Genomic DNA, 15856 nt, shown 5'->3' on the forward strand with positions numbered 1-15856 from the left:
CCCCTCCCCGAGCGCCGGCGGACCGGCTCCTACCGTGGTGGGCGAGGGACGGACTCGAGCGGCGCCCAGTCACGCGCGCCCCACGGTCGGCGGCGCTCCCCGATCGCCGGCCCCTGTCTCCGCGTCGATGGGACGTCTCGTAGCCATGCCCCCTGTTCGTCGAGCAGGGCGGCTACGAACTCGTGCTGACCCTGGGCGCGGCCGCGCTCCTGCTCGCCGCGGTCGGCTCCGGCCGGTACAGCGTCGACCACGTCGTCCGCGGCCGGCGGAGGACCGCGGCGACCTCGGCCCCCGGCCGGGCTTGAGCGGCAGGAAGCGGCCGGGCGCCGCTCCCCGCCGGGCCGAGGTCAGATCAGCGCGCCGATGCGGGCCGCCATGTCGGCCTCGTGCTGCTGATAGGAGGCCGCGACGTTGTTCAGCAATCCCCCCATGCCGTTGAGCGCGTCGGCCACCCCCTGGGCGGAGATCCGCCACTGCTCGTACAGCTCGCTGAACCTCGCCGCGGCCTGACTGTCGGTCCAGCCGTCCAGCACCGAGGCGTTGATGCTGCTGGACAGCGTGGCCTGCCGGCCGGTGGCGTCGGCCGCCTCCGCGCGGCACTGCCCGGCCATCGACTGCAGGGTGGCGATGTCGACCTTCACGGCTCCTCCTCCGATCCCGGGCCTCTCCCGGTCCGGCCGGAACGCTAGGTGGGCGGCGCCGGCCCTCCCCGGCGTTGTCCACAGGCGAGCCGGTTGTCCACAGGTGGTCGTTCCGACGCCCGCCGGGCCGGGCGCGCAGGTCACCATCCCCGGGTGACCGAGCCGCCCGCGTCCCGCCCGCAGCGCATCCCACGCTCCTGGACCCTGCGCTCGCCCGACGGCGCCGTCGACGTGGAGGTGATGGCGCACGACGACGAACGGCTGGGCGGTGTCCTGCCGGTCCTCGCGCGGGAGCTGGGGTTGGCGGTTCCGGCTCTCTGGTCCGGCTCGAGCCGGCTGGCCGACGACCTGCCACTGAGCTCACCGGAGCTCGCGCACGGGGCCGTGCTGGGCCTCGGCCGGCCCGGCCCGCGCTCCCGCTCCCGCGAGCGTTCGAGCGCGCTGGAGCTGCACGTGGTCGGTGGGCCGGAGGCCGGGCGCACCGTGCCGCTCGACCAGGGGCGGCACACCCTCGGGCGCGGCGCCGAGGCGACGCTGCGTCTCGACGACCCCGACGTGTCCCGCCGCCACGCGCAGATCTCGGTCGGCGCCGGCCGGATCACCGTGACCGATCTGGGCTCGACGAACGGCACCCGACTCGACGGCCGGGACCTCGAGGGGGAACCGGAGATCTGGCCGAGCGGAGCGGTCCTGCGCGTGGGGGTCAGCGCCGTCACCGTCCGCGGCCCGGAGGACGCGGCCGCGTCGGTCGAGCAGGGGCCTGGTGGACGGGTCCGGCTGCGTCCGTCGCCGCGCCTGCTCGGCTCCCGGGACGAGGTCGCCGTGGAGTTCCCGCGCCTTCCCGCGCCGCTGCCCCACCGCCGCCTGGCGTGGATCGCGATCGCGCTGCCCGCCCTGGGCGGGATCGCGATGGCGTGGCTGCTGCACACGCCGCAGTTCCTCTTCTTCGCCCTGCTCAGCCCGGTGGTCGCGCTCGGCACCTGGAGCTCCGAGCGCTGGTCGGGGCGCCGGGACGGACGGCGCGCCGCGACCGCCCACGCGCTCGCGCTCTCGGAGGCTCAGACGCGCCTGGCCGACGCCGTCCGGGCCCACCGTCGAGCGGCCGAGACGGCCTGGCCGGACCTGGCGACGCTGACGACGGCGGCCCGGCGCCGGTCGAGCCGGCTGTGGGAACGACGGCGGGCCGATCCGGACGCGCTGCAGATCCGGGTCGGCACGGGTCGCGGGCCGACCGGGGTGACGCGGGTCCAGCCCGACGGGGAGCGGGTGCGCGAGGTCGCCGACGACCTCCCGGTCGTGGTCGACCTCCGCACCGGTGGAGGCCTCGCCGTCACTGGTCCGCGAGCGCGTACGACCGGCGTGCTGGCGGCGGCGGCGGGCCAGCTCGCCGCGCTCCACGGCCCCGACGAGGTGCACCTGGCCCTCGTCACCGACGCCGACAACTTCCCGGACTGGCTGTGGCTGCGGTGGCTGCCGCACCTGCGCAGCACCGACGTCGCTCCCCGCCGTCCGACCGGCGGCGCGGATGCGCCCGACGAGCCCCTGCTGCGGTGGGTGGCCGCAGCGGTCGCCGCGCGCCGGGCCGCCCTGGCCGAGCACGCCCCCGGATCCGGTGCTCCCGGGCGACTGCCGTGGCTGGTCGTCGTCGTGGACCGCCCCGTGGATCCGCGCGTGGCGGCCGCGCTGCGCGCCGCACGCGATGTCGGCGTCGCGGTCCTCACAGCGGCCCCCACGAGCGAGCAGCTGCCGGTGGCGGCCGACGCCGAGCTCCGCCTCTCGGGCGAGACCGGCGACCGCGCGACGCTGCGACGGGCGGGATCGCCCGAGGACTCCTCGGTGGTCGTCGACCGGCTGCCGCGTCCGTCGGCCGCCGCGCTGGCGCGGGACCTCGCCGGCCTGGCGCCCTCCAGTGCCGCGGCGGCCCTGCCCCGTGAGGTGCGCCTTCTCGACCTGGCCGGGGACGGGCTGGGTCTGGACGACGCCGGCCGGCTCACCGGGGATTGGTCGCGCTCCCGGGACTCGCTCGTGGCCACGATCGGCCGCACGGCGGAGGGGCCCGTGCGGGTCGATCTCTGCCGTCAGGGCCCGCACGCGCTCGTGGCCGGCACCACGGGCTCCGGCAAGTCGGAACTGCTGCAGGCGTGGATCGCCGGGCTGGCGCTGCGCCACCCGCCCGACCGCTGTTCGTTCCTCCTGGTCGACTACAAGGGCGGCGCGGCGTTCACGGAGGCCGTCGCGCTCCCGCACACCGTCGGGCTGGTCACCGACCTCGACCAGCAGTCGACCGAACGGGCGCTGCGCTCCCTCGGCGCCGAGCTGACCCGACGCGAATCGCTCCTCGCAGAGCACGGCGTGGCCGACGTGTCCGCCCTGCCGGACACCGTGGACCTCGCCCGGCTGGTCATCGTCGTCGACGAGTTCGCCACGCTCGCCGAGGAGCACCCGTCGTTCGTCGGCGGCCTCGTCGGCATCGCGCAGCGGGGCCGGTCCCTGGGCGTGCACCTGGTGCTCGCCACCCAGCGACCCGGCGGGGTGGTGTCGCCCGAGATCCGGGCCAACTGCAGCTTGCGGATCTGCCTGCGGACGACGGACGAGGCCGACTCCCGCGACGTCCTGGGCACGAGCCAGGCCGCTTTCCTCCCGGTCGACCTGCCGGGGCGCGCGTTCCTCCGGCCCGGCAACGCGGCCCCGGCCGAGGTGCAGATCGCCCGAGTCTCGACGGCTGTGCCGGCGGCCGAGGCCGAGCCGCTCGTCCGCCGCTGGTCGTGGCCGCACGACGGTCGATCTCTTCGGCCGACCGGGTCGTCCGGGGAGAGCGATCTCGCCCGGCTGTCCGGGGCCCTGCGACGGCACGCGGTCGAGAGCGGGAGCGGGCGTCCTCACCGGCCCTGGCAGCCGCCGTTGCCGAACCGGCTCGAGGCGACGGAGCTCGACCGCGTCCGGTCCTCCGAGGGACCGCTCGGCACCCGGCTGCGCATCGGGCTGGTCGACCGGCCCGACGCCCAGTCGCAGGAGCCCCTCGAGCTCGACCTCGCCGCTGCCGGTGGCTGGCTGGCGGTCGGCGGCGCGCGCAGCGGACGGACGACGATGCTGCGGACGGTGCTCGCCGAGGCCGTCTGCCGGCGCAGCCCGGAGGACCTGCACGTCCACGTGCTCGACCACGGCGGCGGTGCTCTGGCGACCGAGGCGGCGGGGCTGCCGCACAGCGGGACGACGATCGGCGCGGACGACCCGCTGCGCACGGTGCGGCTGCTCGACCGGCTCGCCGACGAGGTCGCCGCGCGGCGCGCCGGCTCAGGCGGATCGGCCGCACCCGCGCTGCTGCTGCTCGTCGACGGGGTGGAGTCGCTGAGCACCCAGCTGGACGAGGCCGATCCCGCCCGCGGCTCGGCCGCACTGCTCCGGCTGGTGCGCGACGGTGCCGCGGTCGGCCTCACCAGCGTGCTCACCGCCGACCGCGCCGTGCCGGGAGGCCGCCTGGCCGCGGCCGTCGACCACCGGCTGGTGCTGCCCCTGCCCGACCGCGCCGACTACGCGGTGGCCGGCATCCCGGCCCGCGCCGTCCCGGACGCCCGGCCGCCGGGGCGGGCGCTGCTCGGCGAGACGGCCGTCGAGTGCCAGCTCGCGCTCCCCCGGCCGACGGCCGGGGTGCGGGGCGAGCCGGCGCGTGCGCTGCGGATCGTCGAGCTGCCACCCGACCCCGAACTGCCCCTGCCGGAACCCGCCGCCCCGGACACCGCCGCCCGGTCGGTGCTCTCCGTGGCGATCGGCCCGGGCGGGGACGAGGGCGCGACGCGGTCCGTCGACGTCCACCGCACCGGCGGGCTGCTCGTCCTCGGCCCACCGGGCAGCGGACGCAGCAGCGCCCTGCACGCGTTCGGTGCGCACCTGGCGCACGCGGGAGCGGCCGTGGTCAGCATCGGCGTGCAGCCCTGCGCGGCGCCGGACGATCCGGCCGGCATCCGCAGGCTCGACGCGCGCGAGCCGGCGCGCGTGGCGGAGGAGCTGGCCGGCTGGCTGGCCGCGCCCACCGGTCGACCCCGCGTCGTGCTCGTCGACGACGTCGCGCTGCTCGCGGACTCCCCCGTGCTGACCGGCCTGCCGGCACCCGGCGCCGGCGGACCCGTCGTCCTGCTCGCCGCGGGGCAGGCCGCCGACGTGGCCCGGTACTACCAGGGCCCGCTCGCAGCCCTGCGCCGCAGCCGGTCCGGGCTGTTGCTCACTCCGGGGCCGGGCGACGCCGACGTCCTCGGCATCCGGCTGCCCCGCACTCCGGTGCCGGTGCGGCCCGGCTCGGGCTGGCTGGTCGTCGGTGGGACGGCCGAGCGCGTGCAGGTCGCCCGCCGACGGGTCGCCGGGTAGCCGGAGCCGATGTCAGAGCACGTCGAGCGCGGGACCGATCTCCTGGGTGGCGTACCAGGCGAGCTCGTGTCCCTCCGCCTGGTCGACGACGAACTGGGCGTCGTCGCTGCCGAGGTCGGCCTCCAGCACCACGTTCACCGCGGCGCGCACGTCGTTCTCGGCCTCGGCGCCGTCGATGTGGGCGCTGGCGACGTCGCGCATGGCGATGTCGCCGTCGATGCGGACGGTGCCGCGCTCGGCATCGGGGTCCACGGCCGGGTCGTCCTTGATCTCGACGGACGCATCCGGCACGTCGGCGGCGAGCACCACCCGCCGCCGTGCGGCGGTCGGGTCGATGTCGATCAGCCGCAGGCTGGCGCGGGCCGCGGCCAGCAGGGCGGCGTACTCGAGCTCCTCGGTGTCCGCCTCGGCCTCGCTCACCGCGTAGAACTCCCGCAACCCCGGCGTGACCGCGAAGGCTGTGTGCGGACCGGGCACGCGTCCCTCGTCCACCAGCGTCCGCAGCACGGTCGTCGTCGCCGGCAGGTAGATCCGCACCCGGCTCGCTCCCTTCGAAGATGGACGGCGACCGTAACGCGGACGGGTCCGCCCGCGGCCACCGGTGCCGGACCGCGATCAGCCGGCCGTGCGCACCAGCTCCGCGACTTGCTCGATCAGGTCGGCGAGCATGTCGACGTCCCCCACGCTGTCGCGGTCGGCGTTGAGCCCGACGAACACGCACCCGTCGTAGCTGGTCATGCCGATCGACAGCCCCTGGCCGCGGACCAGCGGGACGACGGGGAACACCTCCCGCATCCGGCTGCCGGCCGCGTACAGCGGCACCTGCGGCCCCGGGACGTTGGTGATGACCAGGTTGAACAGCCGCCGGGACAGGCCCCGGGCGGCGCGCACGCCCAGCGCGTGCATCGTCGGCGGCGCGAAGCCGGTCAGCGCGATCAGCCGGTCGGCACCGACGGACTGCCCCTCCTGGGCGACCCCGCGCAACGCGTAGCCGAGCCGGGCGAGGCGGACGTACGGGTTGGGCTCACCCACCGGCAGCTCGACCAGGAACGAGGTCACCCGGCCACCCGGCGAGGCGTCGGCGTCCTGCAGCGACACCGGCACCAGCGCCCGCACGGACGTCGACCCGACGACCCGCTCCCCCCGCGAGAGCAGCCACTCCCGGAGCGCACCGGAGATGACGGTGAGCAGCACGTCGTTGACCGTTCCGCCGTGGGTCGCCCGGACCTTCTTGATCTCGTCGAGGGTCACCCGCGCCACCGCGACGCGGCGCTGCTGCCCCGTCCTCGCGTTGAGCGGCGTCTGCGGAGCCGGGAAGACCGCCGAGCGCGCGGTCCGGGCCACCTCGCGGCCCACCACCGCGAGACGCGCGGCGCTGGCCCGCAGATCGGTGACCGCGTGCCGGGCCGTCTCCGCGACCGCCGACGGACGGCGCACGTACTCCTCCAGCGCCTGCCGGACGAGCTCGGCGGACCGCGGGGGGCGGCGCGGCGCCCACTCCTCGGGGCCCGGCTCCGGCGCCTCGGGGTCCACGTCGAGCAGCACCTGGCCGATGTCGATGGCGCTGAGCCCGTCGACCAGGGCCGGATGGGTCTTCGTCACCACCGCGATCCGGTCGCCCGCCAGCCCCTCGACGACGTAGAGCTCCCACAGCGGGCGGTTGCGGTCCAGCAGCCGCGACATCAGCCGGGACACCAGGTCGAGCAGCTGCGCCTCCGTCCCCGGCCGCGGCAGCGCGGAGCGCCGGACGTGGTACGCCACGTCGAAGTCCGGGTCGTCCGCCCACACCGGGTTGGCCAGGTGCCCGGGCACCTCGAGCACCCGCTGGCGGTACCGGGGCACCAGCGGCAGCCGGGCCTCCACCAGCGATTCGATAGCGGTCAGCCCGTCCTGCGGGGCCTCGAGGATGAGCACGCCTCCGACGTGCATCGGGGTGTCGCGCTCCTCCAGGTAGAGGAACGAGGCCTCCAGTGCCGTCAGCCGCTCGACCATCGTTCTCCTCGCAGATCGGGTGCTCACGCTACGACCCGCCGTCGGCACCGGACAGTCCGCAGCGGCGTCCGTGACGTGGGCCTCAGCCGGCCCGGCGGCGACCGGTCAGCCGGCGGCCGGACGACGCCGGCTCCGGGACCCCGGCCATCGCCGCGGCCAGCGCCCGCACCGCGGCGCGCAGCGGGGAGCCGGGCGCGACCTCGGCGAGCGTGCGCCCGGCGGCCAGCGCCGCGTCGGTCGCGCGCCGGTCCGCGGGCAGGAAGAACCCGACCTCGCGGCCGGCGAAGCGCTCCAGCGCACCGGCGATCTCGGCGCGCACGTCGCCGGGCACCGGCCCCCGTCGCACCTGGTTGACCACCACGACCGGTTCCGCGTCGCGCAGCACCTCGCGCAGCTCCCCGAGGGCACGCACCGTCCGCTGGAGGGCCACCGGATCGGCGCCGCTGACGCACAGCACGGTGTCGGCGGCCTCGAGGACGGCGAGGGTCGCGCCGTTGCGCCGCGGCGCGGCCGTGTCGAAGGAGAGCTCCTCGTCCTCCTCCAGGCAGAAGGAACAGTCGACGACGGTGAGCTCGGCGAGCCGGCGCGCCTCGTCCAGGACGGCGGTCACCGCGCGGGGGCGCAGCTCGGGCCACCGGTCGGCCCGGGCCAGGCCGGTCAGCACGCGCAGGTGCGGCCGCACGGTCCACGCCAGCCGGGCCAGCACGCCGGCATCGAGCCCACCCTGACCGGCCTGCCGCGCCGCGCCGGCCAGCCCGGGTGACTCGTCCAGCAGACCCAGGACCTGTGCCACCACGCCGCCGTACACGTCCGCGTCCACCAGCAGTGTCGAGACGCCCAGGCGGGACGCCTCGTCGGCCACGCCGACTGCGACGGTCGTGCGGCCGGGCGCCCCGAGCGGCCCCCACACCGCGACGACGCGGCCCCGTCCGGCCGGGCGTTCCTCCGGAACCTCGGGCGCGCCGAGGACCGGAAGGGCAGCGCGCGGGTCTCCGACGTCGCGGCCGCCGGCCGGCGCCCCGGCGACGGCCTCACGCAGCGCCTGGGCGATGGCGTCGGGCTCGGCATCGGCGGGCAGGACCCGGGCCACACCCAGCTGACGCAGCCGCTCGGCGGCCCGCTCGTCGCCGGGTTCCACCAGCCCGACCACCGCGACCCCGGCCGCCTCCAGGCGGCCCACCGCGTCCACGTCCAGCCGGCGCAGGTCCGCCGAGAGCAGCGCGGCCTGCCCGGTGCCGGTCGCGGCGGCTGCGAGCAGCTCGGCGACGTCGACGCACCGCCGGACGACGGCGACCCCGTGGTCGGCCCGGTCGAGGGCGCCGACGAGCTCGGACTCCCAGGCGGCGCCCGTGACAGCGGTGAAGACCTGCAGCGCCATCAGTCCGTCGGCTCCGCCACCGTGTCGCCGGCCGCGGGGGTCGCGTCCCCGGAGTCGATCGAGCCGTGCGCGACCACGACCAGCGGCCGGCCGCCGATCGCGGCCAGGACGTCGGACGCCTCGTCGGCCGCCACCGAGACCACGACCTGGACCGTCGTGGTGGGCGTCGACAGCACGCCCTCCGACCGGCCGGAGATCGCCTGGACCGGCGCGGAGGTGACCACCGCGGTGACCGAGCCGTCGGCGACGGCGGTCGCGCCGGCCACCGGGTCGGCCACCGCGTAGACGTCCACGAGCTGCCCGCGCTGCAGGCTGGGCGGGACGAAGCCGGCCTGCACGGGCAGCGCCAGCTGCACCAGTTCGTCGGGCTCGGTCAGCGCGGAGCGCGGGAGCAGCTCGCCGTCGCCGACCGCCCGGGACAGCGTGCGCCCCTCCGGGCTCGTCGACGCCGACAGGTAGGACGTCCCGGTGTCGTCCAGGCGCACGTCCACCGACACCAGGTCGTCCGCGGTCAGCACGGTGCCCGGCGCCAGGTTCGCGGCGGCCGCCCACACCGGGACGGTCGCATCGGCGGCGGAGACCACGCGGGCGCCCAGCAGCACCGAGCCCAGCACCAGCAGCAGGCCGAGCACCAGGCGCAGGTCCAGCCACCGGGGCGGGCGCACCCGCCGCGGGGCGGGCCCCTCGGCCGGCGCGGCAGATGCGGGCGCGGGGCGCACGGCGGTCACGGCTGCGGTCCTCCGATCCGTCCCGCGCGCGGGAGCTCGAATGGTGATCGACGCTCTCGGACGGGCGCGATCGGATGCAGATGATGCGTCATGGACGACGATGGGCGCATTCGCCGTCCACACGTTCGGGTGTGGACGGTGGTCACATGCCACCGGTGCGGCTGACAGACTGGCCGCGACGGACGGAGACGCACCGATGCCCACACCCCGCTTCCTGACCCTCGACGACGTCGCGGAGATCCTCAACGTGTCGTGGTCGCAGGCCTATGCGCTGGTCCGGCGCAAGGAACTGATCGCCATCCAGATCGGTGGCCGCGGTCAGTGGCGGGTCGAGGTCGACGAGCTCGAGCGCTTCATCCAGCAGAAGTACGCCGAGGCGCGCGCGGGCACGGTGCCCGAGGAGCCGCCGGCCGAGCAGGGCGCCACGGCCGACGCGGACCCGCCCGTGGCCACCGCGAGCCGCCGCCGGCGCGGCTGAGCCGCCGGATCTAGTTGTACTGACCAGAGACGTTGGTCGAGGGCGTGTGACCACTCGATCTGACTGATCGATCTTGTGGAGGGAGGACCTCCGGACGTGGAGTGGGGCTGCTGAAGGCACCCGCTCACCAACCCGGAGGTCCTCGTGTCTCACGCTAACGCTGCCCTGACCCCTCGTCACCGGCTGAAGCTCGGCCGCGCCGTGGTCGACGAGAACTGGTCGATCAGCTACGCCGCGGCGGTGTTCAACGTCTCCTGGCCCACAGCCAAGCGCTGGGCCGACCGGTACCGCCGGGGCGGCCCGGCGGCGATGCAGGATCGCAGCTCACGACCGCATTCCTGCCCGCGCCGGACGCCGCGGCCGGTGGTGCGCAAGATCGTGCACCTGCGCTGGAAAAAGCGCCTCGGCCCAGTCCAGATCGCCGACCGCGTCGGCCTGGCGCCCTCGACCGTGCACGCGGTGCTGGTTCGCTGCCGGCTCAACCGGCTCTCCCATGTCGACCGGGCCACCGGCGAGCCGATCCGCCGCTATGAACATGAGTACCCCGGCTCGCTGCTGCACGTCGACGTCAAGAAGCTGGGCAACATCCCCGACGGCGGCGGCTGGCGCTACGTCGGGCGCCAGCAGGGCAAGAAGAACCGGGCGGCCACGCCCGGCACGCCCCGCAACGCCCACCACAACCCGGTGATCGGCACGGCATTCGTGCACACGGTGATCGACGATCACAGCCGCGTCGCCTACGCCGAGACCCACGACGACGAGACCGCCGCCACCGCGATCGGCGTGCTGCGCCGCGCGGTGGATTGGTTCGCCGCGCGGGGCGTCACCACCCAGCGGGTGCTGTCCGACAACGGCTCGGCCTACCGCTCGCACGCCTGGCGCGATGCCTGCGCCGAGCTCGGGATCAATCTCAAGCGGACCCGGCCCTATCGGCCGCAGACCAACGGCAAGATCGAACGGTTCCACCGCACCCTGGCCGACGGCTGGGCCTTCGGCCGCATGTTCCTCAGCGAATCAGCGCGCCGAAAGGCACTGCCGGCCTGGCTGCACGAGTACAACCATCACCGGCCCCACACCGCGATCGGAAACCGTCCCCCGATCACGCGCTTGACCAACCTGTCCGGGCAGCACATCTAGTCCAGCCCGGGCGGCGCCGTCCGGATCACGGCCACCGCCGCCAGTACGACGGCCTGCACGCCGCGCACCGCACCGGCCCGCCGCGGCTGGTCGAGCGCGTGCCCGGCGAGCTCCAGGAAGTCCGCCCCGACCCGGTCGACGGTCCCGGTCAGCATGCCGCCGTCGTCGAGGACCACATGCACGGCGCTGCGGTCGCGGGCGAGCGCCCGCGCGGTCCGGCGCAGGTCCAGCGACGCCCGGACCACCCCACCCTCCGGCGGGACGGCGGTCTGCCGCCCCAGCCCGCCGACGGCGAGCACGGCCGCGGTCGCGACCAGCGCCTCGCGCCCCGCCTCCTCCTCGAGCAGCAGCCAGTCCGCGCCCACATCGGCGAGCACACCGGAGAGCTGCCCGGCCCCCCGGCAGCGCAGGGTCAGCGGCCGGCCGAGCGCGCCGCCGAGCCGGTCGGCCAGCCGGATCGCGCCGACCTCCGCGCGCACACGGGACGCCGACTCGGCGCGGTCGGCCGCCGCCTCCGCCTCGTCGAACTGCGCGCGCAGGTCGGCGAACAACTGCTGCCACCGCATCGGCCACCTCCCGCCCCCGAGCCTAGATGCATGTGAACTCTTGCATTTGCTTGCGTTTGCTTGATTTAGTCTCGTTTCGTCATACCGAGGAGGTCGCATGTCCGGACGGCGAAGGGCCGCCACCACGCTGGCGATGGGGCTGGTCGCACTGGCGCTGTGGGCGCTGAGCCCCGACGTCGGCACCGTGCAGGCGGCGGTGGCCCACCCTCAGCGGACGTCCGACGCCGCCGGGCCGGACGCCGTCGTCCTGGCCTGGGCCACGCTGCTGGCCTGGGGGATCTGGGCCTGGGGCGCCCTCGGCCTGGCCCTGACCGCTGCCTCGGCCCTGCCCGGCCTCCTCGGCGCGACGGCGCGGGCACTGGTCCGGGCGGTCCTGCCCCGCGCGGCCCGCCGGGCCGCGGCGGTCGCCTTGGGCGTCGGCCTCGGCGTGGGCGTCGGGGCACCGATGGTCGCCAGCGCCGCGCCGCCGCTCCAGCCCGCGGCGGCGGCGCTCGACTGGCCGTCCGCGATCGGGAGCTCGGCCCGGGTCGTGCCGGACTGGCCGGCCCCGGCACCGGCCGAGCCGCCGGCCGAAGCACCGGCCGAGGCGCCGGCCGAAGCACCGGCCCCAGCCGCCGGGGAGCACGTCGTCGTCCGCGGGGACTGCCTCTGGGACATCGCGGCGGCGCGGCTGCGCCAGGACACCGGCCGGGCCCCGTCCGATCCGGAGATCGCCGTCGCCGTCCGGTCCTGGTGGCAGGCCAACGCCGCGGTCATCGGCCCCGACCCGGATCTGCTCCTCCCCGGCCAGGTCCTCCGGCCACCCGCCGCCTGACCACCTCTCCGCCGCTCCCCCGGCGCCTCCACCCGTTCCGATCAGGGAGTCCGTCATGACCGAGCCCGCCGTTCCCGAGACCGCCACCACCCCCGTCCCGCCGCGCCGGCCCGCGCTCCGGCTCGTGGTGGTCCCGACCCCGCAGCCGCCGCTGGAGGACGGGCCGGTGCGGCTGGTGGTCCCCGGCGTCCGCCCGCCCCGTCCCCCGCACCGTCCCGGACCGCGGCCGCGGTCGGCGGCCGGCTCGGGGGTGGCGGATCCGGACTTCGGCCCGACCTGGTCCGCGCGCGCCGACCTGCCGGACCTGCGGCAGTCCGGCCGGCGGCTGATCACGACGACGCTGGAGGTGCTGGCCGGCCGGCGGCCGATGAGCCAGCTCCAGCCGCTCACCTCGCTCGGCGTCTACACCGCCCTGTCCCGCGGCACCCGCCCGCGCTGGTGCGCGGGAGGAACCGCACCCCTGGTCGTCGGCCCGGTGCACGTCTGCGAGCCGGTGGATGGCGTCGCCGAGATCAGCGCCGTGGCGCGGCGGGCCGGCCGGGCACACGCTGTGGCCGCCCGCCTCGAGGGCATCGACGGCCGCTGGCGCTGCACGGCCCTGCAGATCGGCTGACCGCGCCGGAGCGGTGCGTGTCAGGGCTCGATGGTGACCTTGATCGCCTCACCCTTCGCGACGATGTCGAAGGCGTCGAGCGCCTTCTCCAGCGGCAGCCGCACCGTGATCAGGTCCTTCACCGGGACCTGGCCGCTGGCGATGTACTCCAGCGCCCGCTTGTTGTGCGACGGCGCCGAACCGTTGGCGCCCATGAGCATGAGCTCGCGGTAGTGCACCAGGTTCGAGTCGCACTGGATGAACGGGTTGGTCTTCGGCAGCCCGCCGAAGAAGGAGATCCGCCCGCGCCGCGCGGCCATCTGGATCGCCTGCTCCTGCGTGACGTTGGCCGCGGTCGCCGTGATGACGACGTCGGGCCCGCGCCCGTCGGTCAGCTCCTTGACGTGCGCGACGACGTCGACCTCCCGGCCGTTGATGACCTCGTCGGGCTTGACCGCGTCGGCGGACATCGCCAGCCGGTCGGCCAGCACGTCGATGAGGAACACCCGGCTCGCCCCGTTCGCCCGCGCCAGCCGGGTGTGCAGGCAGCCGATCGGGCCGGCGCCGAAGATCACGACGGTGTCGCCGTCCCCGACGTGCACCAGCTCCTGGGCGTTGATCGCGCAGGCGAAGGGCTCGGCGACCGACGCCTCGTCGAAGCCGATCGAGTCGGGGATCCGGTTGAGCCCGTCGACCTTCAGGACCTGGCGCGGCACCACCAGGTACTCGGCGAAGCCGCCGTCGTACTGGTAGCCCACGGAGGTCTGGTTGGAGCAGACCGCCATCCAGCCCCGGCGGCACTCGTAGCACTCCCCGCAGGGGACGGCTGCGATCACCTGCGCGCGATCGCCCTCCGACCACCCGCTGACGTTGCTGCCGACCTCCACGACCTCGCCGGCGATCTCGTGCCCCATGATCCGCGGCGGGCTGAGGTTCTGGTGCCCGTTGTGGAAGATCTTGACGTCGGTGCCGCAGGTCGAGCAGTTGCGGACCCGCAGCTTGACCTCGTCCGGGCCGCACTCGGGCTCGGGCACGTCCTCGAGGCGCACGTCCTCCGGCGCGTAGAACCGCAGGGCCTTCATGCGTCGTCCCCCTCGTCGTTGACTGCGTGCAGCAGGTTGTAGAGCTCCTCGGCCGATGCGGCTGCGACGAGCTTGTCGACCTCGTCGGTGTCGGAGAACAGGATCGCGACCTTGCCGAGGATCTCCAGGTGCCCGTTCTCGACCCCGGCGATCCCGACGGCGAACCGGACCTCGTTGCCGTCCCAGTCGATCGGCGGGTCGTACCGCACCACCGAGAGCGCCGACCGGGCGATGGTGTCCTTCGCCTCGTTCGTGCCGTGCGGGATGGCGAGGTAGTTGCCCATGTAGGTGGACACCGACTTCTCCCGCTCGAACATCGCGTCCACGTACGCCGGGCTCACCGCGCCGGCGTCGACCAGGAGCTGGCCGGCCTCCCGGATCGCGTCGTCCTTGCTGGTCGCGGCGCCCGGGACCTTGATCTGGTCCAGGCTCAGGATGTCGCTCATCGCACCGCTCCCTCAGTTGGCCGACGGAGCGCTGTGCGCGTTCGTCCGCTTGAGCTCCTCGACGACCTCGTCGTACTTCGGGCTGTTCATGAAGTTGTCGACGGACACGTGCTGGGCCGACGGCGACATGCTCTGCGCCCGCGGCGTCAGGTCCTTGTGCGTGACGATCAGGTCGATGTCGTCGGTCAGGTTGGCGATCGCCACGTTGGACACGGTGACGTCGCCGAACCCCGCCTTCTTGATCTTGTTGCGGAGCACCGAGGCGCCCATCGCGCTCGACCCCATGCCGGCGTCGCAGGCGAAGACGATCCGGTGGATCGGCGTGTGACGGGACTTGGCCTCGTGCGCCTCCTCGGCGGCCTCCGCCATGTCCTCGTACTTCTGCGCCTCGGCCATCTCCGGGGCGAGGACGCCGGCGACCCGGCTCTTCGAGCCCTTCATCGACTCCATCTCGGCGGTCGCCTCGGCCAGGTCGCCGACCTTCTTGCGGCTCAGCCGCAGCAGCAGCGAGCAGATGACGAACGAGGTCAGGCAGGCGAGGACCACCGAGAGGATGACCGGGAAGAACTTGCCACCCGGCGTCTGCGCCAGCACCGCGATGATCGAGCCGGGAGCGGCGGGCGCGCGCAGGCCGGCGTTGGTGATCGCCAGCGTGCCGATGCCCACCATGCCGCCGGCGATGGTGCCGAGCAGCAGGATCGGCTTCATCAGCACGTACGGGAAGTAGATCTCGTGGATCCCGCCGAAGAAGTGGATCACGGCGGCGGCCGGCGCGGTGCTGCGCGCCAGGCCCGTCCCGAAGAAGCAGTAGGCGAGCAGGACGCCGAGGCCCGGCCCCGGGTTCGCCTCCAGCAGGAACAGGATCGAGAAGCCGTCCTGCGCCGACTGGGTGATGCCGAGCGGGGTCAGCACGCCGTGGTTGATGGCGTTGTTGAGGAACAGCACCTTCGCCGGCTCGATGATCAGGCTGGCCAGCGGCAGCAGGCTGTGGTCGACGAGCCAGTCGACGCCGTGGCCGAGCGCCGTCGAGACGTTCTCGATGACCGGGCCGAACGAGAAGTAGCCCAGGACGGCGAGGGCGGCGGCGAGGATGCCGGCGGAGAAGTTGTTCACCAGCATCTCGAAGCCGGGCTTGATCTTGCCTTCCCAGATCCTGTCGACCTGCTTCATCACCCAGGCGGCGAGCGGACCCATGATCAGGGCACCGAGGAACATCGGCTGCTCGGTGCTGATGATGACGCCCATCGTGGCGACGACACCGACCACGCCGCCGCGGACGCCGTAGACCATCCGGCCGCCCTGCATGGCGATCAGCAGGGGCAGCATGAACCGGATCATCGGGCCGACCAGGCCGATGTTCGGAGTGCCGTCGGCGGCCTCGCCGAAACCGCCGAGGCCGGCGACCGGCGTCCACCCGGTCTCGATGAAGAACGCGGTGATGAAGCCCCACGCGATGAACGCGGCGATGTTCGGCATGATCATCCCGGAGAGGAACGTGCCGAACTTCTGCACCGCGATCCTGGCGCCCGAGGACTTGGCCGGCGCCTCTACCTGTGCGGTCACGTCGATGCCTCCCGAGACGAGAGTCAGGAGGGGATGCGGCCCAGGTCGCGCGGCGATCGCTCGTCACGCCGATCGGG

At 74.9% G+C, this 15856-nt stretch carries 15 protein-coding genes; 6 read left to right on the top strand and 9 right to left on the bottom strand.

All coding sequences use genetic code 11. The annotated features are described in order from the left end of the window. Positions 1–182 precede the first annotated feature (182 nt). Positions 183–305: a hypothetical protein gene (locus AB3388_RS22820; protein WP_495407601.1), complete on the top strand. Its 123-nt coding sequence runs from the start codon at positions 183–185 to the stop codon at positions 303–305. A gap of 42 nt (positions 306–347) precedes the next feature. Here the strand turns inward: AB3388_RS22820 and AB3388_RS22825 are convergent, their stop codons facing one another. After that, positions 348–641, bottom strand: coding sequence for a WXG100 family type VII secretion target (locus AB3388_RS22825; protein ID WP_495407602.1), 294 nt, complete (start codon positions 639–641; stop codon positions 348–350). Positions 642–794: 153 nt separating this feature from the next. Between AB3388_RS22825 and AB3388_RS22830 the strand changes: the two genes are divergently transcribed. Beyond that, a complete protein-coding gene (locus AB3388_RS22830; protein ID WP_495407603.1) occupies positions 795–5003 on the top strand; it encodes a type VII secretion EssC family protein in 4209 nt (1402 codons plus the stop codon). Positions 5004–5015: 12 nt separating this feature from the next. On the opposite strand, the gene AB3388_RS22835 is transcribed toward AB3388_RS22830, so the two are convergent. The 4 genes from AB3388_RS22835 to AB3388_RS22850 all read right to left on the bottom strand — a co-directional run bounded on the left by AB3388_RS22835 (position 5016) and on the right by AB3388_RS22850 (position 9101). After that, positions 5016–5540: a DUF6912 family protein gene (locus AB3388_RS22835; protein WP_495407604.1), complete on the bottom strand. Its 525-nt coding sequence runs from the start codon at positions 5538–5540 to the stop codon at positions 5016–5018. 78 nt (positions 5541–5618) lie between these two features. Continuing rightward, a complete protein-coding gene (locus tag AB3388_RS22840; protein ID WP_495407605.1) occupies positions 5619–6995 on the bottom strand; it encodes a WS/DGAT/MGAT family O-acyltransferase in 1377 nt (458 codons plus the stop codon). Positions 6996–7077: 82 nt separating this feature from the next. Then, complete coding sequence (locus AB3388_RS22845; RefSeq protein WP_495407606.1) at positions 7078–8373, bottom strand: CpaE/TadZ family protein; 1296 nt, start codon at positions 8371–8373, stop codon at positions 7078–7080. Continuing rightward, a complete protein-coding gene (locus AB3388_RS22850) occupies positions 8373–9101 on the bottom strand; it encodes an SAF domain-containing protein (protein WP_495407607.1) in 729 nt (242 codons plus the stop codon). Before AB3388_RS22850 ends, AB3388_RS22845 begins: the two co-directional genes overlap by 1 nt. 196 nt (positions 9102–9297) lie before the next feature. Here AB3388_RS22850 and AB3388_RS22855 point away from each other — a divergent pair, with 196 nt between their 5' ends. Both AB3388_RS22855 and AB3388_RS22860 read left to right on the top strand, forming a co-directional pair. Next, positions 9298–9579 carry a helix-turn-helix domain-containing protein gene (locus AB3388_RS22855; RefSeq protein ID WP_495407608.1) on the top strand — a complete coding sequence of 94 codons (282 nt, stop codon included), beginning with the start codon at positions 9298–9300 and terminating at the stop codon, positions 9577–9579. A gap of 144 nt (positions 9580–9723) precedes the next feature. After that, complete coding sequence (locus AB3388_RS22860; protein WP_495406221.1) at positions 9724–10716, top strand: IS481 family transposase; 993 nt, start codon at positions 9724–9726, stop codon at positions 10714–10716. Here AB3388_RS22860 and AB3388_RS22865 read toward each other — a convergent pair. After that, complete coding sequence (locus AB3388_RS22865) at positions 10713–11282, bottom strand: hypothetical protein (protein WP_495407609.1); 570 nt, start codon at positions 11280–11282, stop codon at positions 10713–10715. The genes AB3388_RS22860 and AB3388_RS22865 overlap by 4 nt on opposite strands. Before the next feature lie 97 nt (positions 11283–11379). Here AB3388_RS22865 and AB3388_RS22870 point away from each other — a divergent pair, with 97 nt between their 5' ends. Both AB3388_RS22870 and AB3388_RS22875 read left to right on the top strand, forming a co-directional pair. Continuing rightward, the gene (locus tag AB3388_RS22870; RefSeq protein ID WP_495407610.1) at positions 11380–12096 is read left to right on the top strand and encodes a LysM peptidoglycan-binding domain-containing protein; all 717 of its coding nucleotides are present in this window, start codon (positions 11380–11382) and stop codon (positions 12094–12096) included. 55 nt (positions 12097–12151) lie between these two features. Beyond that, on the top strand, positions 12152–12709 hold the full coding sequence (locus tag AB3388_RS22875) for an Rv3235 family protein (protein WP_495407611.1): 558 nt from the start codon (positions 12152–12154) through the stop codon (positions 12707–12709). A 20-nt stretch (positions 12710–12729) separates the two neighbouring features. Here the strand turns inward: AB3388_RS22875 and AB3388_RS22880 are convergent, their stop codons facing one another. Genes AB3388_RS22880 through AB3388_RS22890 form a run of 3 tightly spaced genes read right to left on the bottom strand, consistent with a single transcriptional unit; the run spans position 12730 to position 15779 of the window. Continuing rightward, the gene (locus AB3388_RS22880) at positions 12730–13770 is read right to left on the bottom strand and encodes a zinc-dependent dehydrogenase (protein WP_495407612.1); all 1041 of its coding nucleotides are present in this window, start codon (positions 13768–13770) and stop codon (positions 12730–12732) included. Beyond that, complete coding sequence (locus AB3388_RS22885; protein WP_495407613.1) at positions 13767–14216, bottom strand: PTS mannitol transporter subunit IIA; 450 nt, start codon at positions 14214–14216, stop codon at positions 13767–13769. The genes AB3388_RS22880 and AB3388_RS22885 overlap by 4 nt, the downstream gene beginning before the upstream one ends. A gap of 12 nt (positions 14217–14228) precedes the next feature. Next, positions 14229–15779: a PTS mannitol transporter subunit IIBC gene (locus AB3388_RS22890; protein ID WP_495407614.1), complete on the bottom strand. Its 1551-nt coding sequence runs from the start codon at positions 15777–15779 to the stop codon at positions 14229–14231. Between the last annotated feature and the right edge of the window lie 77 nt (positions 15780–15856).

This window comes from Geodermatophilus sp. SMS 5-13, from assembly GCF_059428245.1.

What these genes read in the sequence shown, in the direction of transcription:
- AB3388_RS22840 (WP_495407605.1), bottom strand. Translation starts at nt 6,995, where the DNA reads ATGGTCGAGCGGCTGACGGCACTGGAGGCCTCGTTCCTCTACCTGGAG.
- AB3388_RS22845 (WP_495407606.1), bottom strand. Translation starts at nt 8,373, where the DNA reads ATGGCGCTGCAGGTCTTCACCGCTGTCACGGGCGCCGCCTGGGAGTCC.
- AB3388_RS22855 (WP_495407608.1), top strand. Translation starts at nt 9,298, where the DNA reads ATGCCCACACCCCGCTTCCTGACCCTCGACGACGTCGCGGAGATCCTC.
- AB3388_RS22865 (WP_495407609.1), bottom strand. Translation starts at nt 11,282, where the DNA reads ATGCGGTGGCAGCAGTTGTTCGCCGACCTGCGCGCGCAGTTCGACGAG.
- AB3388_RS22870 (WP_495407610.1), top strand. Translation starts at nt 11,380, where the DNA reads ATGTCCGGACGGCGAAGGGCCGCCACCACGCTGGCGATGGGGCTGGTC.
- AB3388_RS22875 (WP_495407611.1), top strand. Translation starts at nt 12,152, where the DNA reads ATGACCGAGCCCGCCGTTCCCGAGACCGCCACCACCCCCGTCCCGCCG.
- AB3388_RS22880 (WP_495407612.1), bottom strand. Translation starts at nt 13,770, where the DNA reads ATGAAGGCCCTGCGGTTCTACGCGCCGGAGGACGTGCGCCTCGAGGAC.
- AB3388_RS22885 (WP_495407613.1), bottom strand. Translation starts at nt 14,216, where the DNA reads ATGAGCGACATCCTGAGCCTGGACCAGATCAAGGTCCCGGGCGCCGCG.